Raw genomic sequence first — 3939 nt, 5'->3', positions numbered from 1 at the left:
CGACGGCTTCTACAACCCCGTCAGGCGCCATTCCGCGCTCGACTATATCAGCCCCGCGCAGTTCGAACGAACCGCGTCACGTTGAGCAAATGCCTCTCCACTTTTGCGGGGCAAGTCCAAGTCCAGCTCGCGTTGCGCGCTCAGCAAGGCGGCAAGGTCGATCGGTTTGCGGTCGAACAGCCGCTTGATGTCGCCCAGGCTGAGCCCGGCCTTCTTGAGCGCGACGATACGATGCACCCGCTCCAGCTCGGCCGGCCCGAACCAGCGGCGGCCGGATTGGGTGCGCAGCGGCGACACCAGCCCGCGCGCCTCATAAAAGCGCAGCGCCCGCGCGGTCAGGCCGGTGCGGCGGACCACTTCATCAATGGCAAACGAATCATCCATGCCGCCCTTATGCCGGTTGACCTTGGGTCACCTTCAAGGGGTGTTTTGTGCGGGAGGTAGATTGTTGGTGGCAGCGTGGAGTCTATCGAAAAGAAATACAGCGCACCCGCTCGATTTACGGCTTCTTCGCTTCCAAGGCCTTCGCGGCATATCGCTGCCGCTGCTGCTCCTGTTCGGCTAGAGACGGAACCTGAAGTGCCTTGCGCATCGCGTCCGAGACCAAGGTACGGTCATACGGTTCCTGCGTGACAGCAGCGCCTTTGGGCATCCTATATTGGGTCCCAAGCACCTGCGGCTTATCGATGGCTCGAAGATAGCGGTCAAGCGTAGCGGATGCGATCCACACCGCTCCTGACTTGCCTCGTGCCACGGCAATCGTCGCGAGAAGATGTGCTTTTAAGTAGTCGTCTGCTTTGGCACCATGCTGAAAAATGAAGGCAGCGTGATAGAAGTCATCGCCGCTCTGGAGAGCCCCGGAATCGAGCAATTGCTCGGTACGCGCCCGACGTTTCTCGTCAGCGGGACCGACGACAGACCAGTCGATGCGGTCTGGTTGCCGGTCCGCCTGATCAGCATCGAAAATTGCCGTCATCTCGGCATTCGTCGGGCGGTTGATCACACGACGATAGCTACGCCCACTGTCCCACGGGCCTAGTGCGACGCCTTTTGCTTCGTCCTTGACCAGATCGAAAGGCTCAAACCCCGTTCCGAGGTACGTGACATTAAGATGGCCTGCGTCGACACAGTGTACGTGGAAATTGTCTGGAGTTGCCCCCGGCCTCGGGTCATCGAAGCTGATTTCAAGTTCGCCGTTCACCGATTTGACGGCCAGCGCCGGACGGCGAACCACGGGGCCGGTGATGTGCGAGAAGCTCTCGCCATCCTCGATCTCCCAATTCTCAGGACGCTCCCACGTCGCCGTCGCGCCAGCGGGCGTCGCCTTGATATCCAGACGGAACAGCGTCTGACCGCTGGCCTGCAGCGCCCAGTTCCCTGTCGCACAGGAGGGCGCGGCAACGGATGCGGAGGCGAGTAAGATGGCAAGGCTCAACATATGCCAATCCTGTCACCCTCGCCAGACGTCCGCAATCCTATTCGGCGGAGCGGCCCTTCGCGCGCCCGCAAAATACCAAGCACCCTCAAAACCCTACCGCTTCTTCCCCTGATGCCGAATATTCGCCGGCCGCCCGCGCCGCTTGATTACGCGCGCTGGCCCCTTGCCCCGCGTTTCGCGCTCCGCGCCGCCAGCCGGCCCCTCGACCATCTCGAAGCGCAAAGCGCCCGACACCGGGTTGGCCTCGGCGAGGCGCAGCGGCAGCTTCTGCCCGCTGGCGAAGACCGTGCCGCTATGTTCGCCCACCAGCGTGCGGCTCGCTTCGTCGAAGCGGAAATATTCCCCCCCCAAACTGGCACCCAGATCGCGCACCGGCATCAACCCGTCGCCGCCAATCCCCTCGACGGTCGCGAAGAAGCCGAAATTGGTGACGCCGGTGATGCGCGTCTCCAGCACTTCGCCGACCTTTTCACTCAGAAAAGCCGCGACATAGCGGTCGATCGTGTCGCGCTCGGCCTCCATCGCGCGGCGTTCGAGCATCGAGATGCTCTCGCCGATCCGCTCCATCGTCGCGGCTTCGCCTTCGGTCAGGCCGCCGGGGCCGAGATCATAAGCGGCGACCAGCGAACGATGCACGATCAGATCGGCATAGCGCCGGATCGGCGAGGTGAAATGGCCGTAACTGCCCAGCGCCAGCCCGAAATGCCCCATATTGGCGGGCGCATAATAGGCCTGGGTCTGGGTGCGCAGCACTTGCTCCATAATCTGCGGGCGCGCGTCGCTGTCGATCACTTTGTCGAGGATCTGGTTAAAGGTCTTCGGTCGCACCACCTGGCCGAGCGCAAACTCGATGCCGTAGGTTTTGAGATAGTCCTTCAGCGCGACCAGTTTCTCGCGGCTCGGCTGTTCGTGGACGCGGTACATGACCGGTGCCTTCTTCGCCTCCAGCGCCTTGGCCGCAGCGACATTGGCGGCGATCATATAATCCTCGATCAACTTATGCGCATCGAGCCGCTCGCGCGGGGCGACCGACAGGATGCGGCCCTTCTCGTCGAGCACGACGCGGCGTTCGGGCAGATCGAGGTCAAGCGGCGCGCGCGCCGCACGGGCCTTGGACAGCGCCTTCCAGCAACCCCATAACGGGAGGAGCGCTTGCAGCAGCTCTCCCCTCCCGCCTGCGGGAGGGGTTGGGGGAGGGGAAAGTCCGGCATCGGCGGTGGGTGAAGCTGAGCCCTCCCCCAGCCCCTCCCGCGAGCGGGAGGGGAGCATTGCCGCATCCACCATCGCCTGCGCATCCTCATAAGCGAGGTTCGCCGCGATCCGCACCACCGCGCGGGTGAAGCGCCACGATTTCAGCGCGCCACCCTTCCCCACCTGCAAATGGCAGACCAGCGCCGCGCGATCGACGCCCTCCTTCAGCGAGCACATCTCCGCCGACAGGCTTTCGGGCAGCATCGGCACCACCCGGTCTGGAAAATAGACGCTATTGCCGCGCCGCCGCGCCTCGCGGTCGAGGCTCGATCCGGGGCGGACGTAGAAGGACACATCGGCGATCGCGACGATCGCCTTCCACCCGCCGTCATTGGATGGGTCGTCATCGGGTGCGGCCCACACGGCATCGTCATGGTCGCGCGCATCGGCCGGATCGATCGCGACGATCGGCAGGTGGCGCAGGTCTTCGCGTTTGTCCCCCAAAGGCAACGCCGCCACGCGCACCGCTTCCTCCAGCGTCTCCGCCGAGAACACGTCGGGAATCCCCAGCTTGTGAATCGCGATCAGCGAGAAGCTGCGCGGCGCAAACGGGTCGCCGAGCACTTGCGTGACGCGCACGGTGATGCGCGGCGGGCGCCCGGCTTTTTCGGCCAGCACCAGATCGCCGACTTGCGCCGCGCCCGCATCGGACACCTGGAATTCGCGGCGTTCCTTCTTCTCCACGCCCTGCAACCACAGCGTCGCGCCCTCCTGCCGCAGCACGCCGAGCACCAGTTCCTCGCCCTTGGGCAACGTCTTCATCGGGTGCGCGATCCAGCCCTTGCCCGCTTCCTCGGTGCGCGCGAGGATGCGGTCGCCCACGCCCAGCGCGCCTTGCTTGCGCTCGCGCACGCGCAGCTTTGGCGCGGGCGTCTCCGCCTCCCAGCGTTCGGGCACGGCCCAGGCGGTGCCGCTGTCGTCGACATCGACGATGCGCAGTACGGTCACCTTGGGCAAACCGCCAAGTTTGTGGAAAGCGCGGCCGGGGGCGCTGTCGATCAGCCCCTCATCGGCCATGTCCTTCAGCAGCGCCTTCAGCAGGATCTTGTCCTGCGCGGTCAGCCCGAAGGCGCGCGCAATCTCGCGCTTGCCCGCCGGGGTCGGCGAGGCGGAGATGAAATCGAGGATCTGTTCTTTGCAGTCGCAGTTTATGTCGAGCGTGGCGGCAGGAGGCGCAGGTTTCCTTCGGTTTTCCATGATTTCGCTCCAGATAATATATGAGGATCAGGGGAATGTCTGGGGACGGGTCA

At 64.3% G+C, this 3939-nt stretch carries 2 protein-coding genes and 1 pseudogene; all 3 read right to left on the bottom strand.

Annotated elements, in window-relative coordinates; genetic code table 11:
- Window positions 1-180: 180 nt before the first annotated feature.
- Window positions 181-384, bottom strand: a pseudogene (locus ACP7BL_RS17750) (MerR family transcriptional regulator); the annotation flags it as partial.
- Window positions 385-499: 115 nt separating this feature from the next.
- On the bottom strand, window positions 500-1438 hold the full coding sequence (locus ACP7BL_RS17745) for a hypothetical protein (RefSeq protein ID WP_426258923.1): 939 nt from the start codon (window positions 1436-1438) through the stop codon (window positions 500-502).
- Between the two features lie 93 nt (window positions 1439-1531).
- Entirely contained in the window at window positions 1532-3886 is a 2355-nt protein-coding gene (locus ACP7BL_RS17740; protein WP_426258922.1) for a ribonuclease R family protein, read from the bottom strand.
- Window positions 3887-3939: the final 53 nt, after the last annotated feature.

This window comes from Sphingomonas sp. DC1600-2 (assembly GCF_049897605.1).
Taxonomy (GTDB): Bacteria; Pseudomonadota; Alphaproteobacteria; order Sphingomonadales; family Sphingomonadaceae; genus Sphingomonas.
The sequence above is the reverse complement of the archived record's forward strand: the minus strand, read 5'-3'. Positions and strand labels throughout refer to the sequence as shown.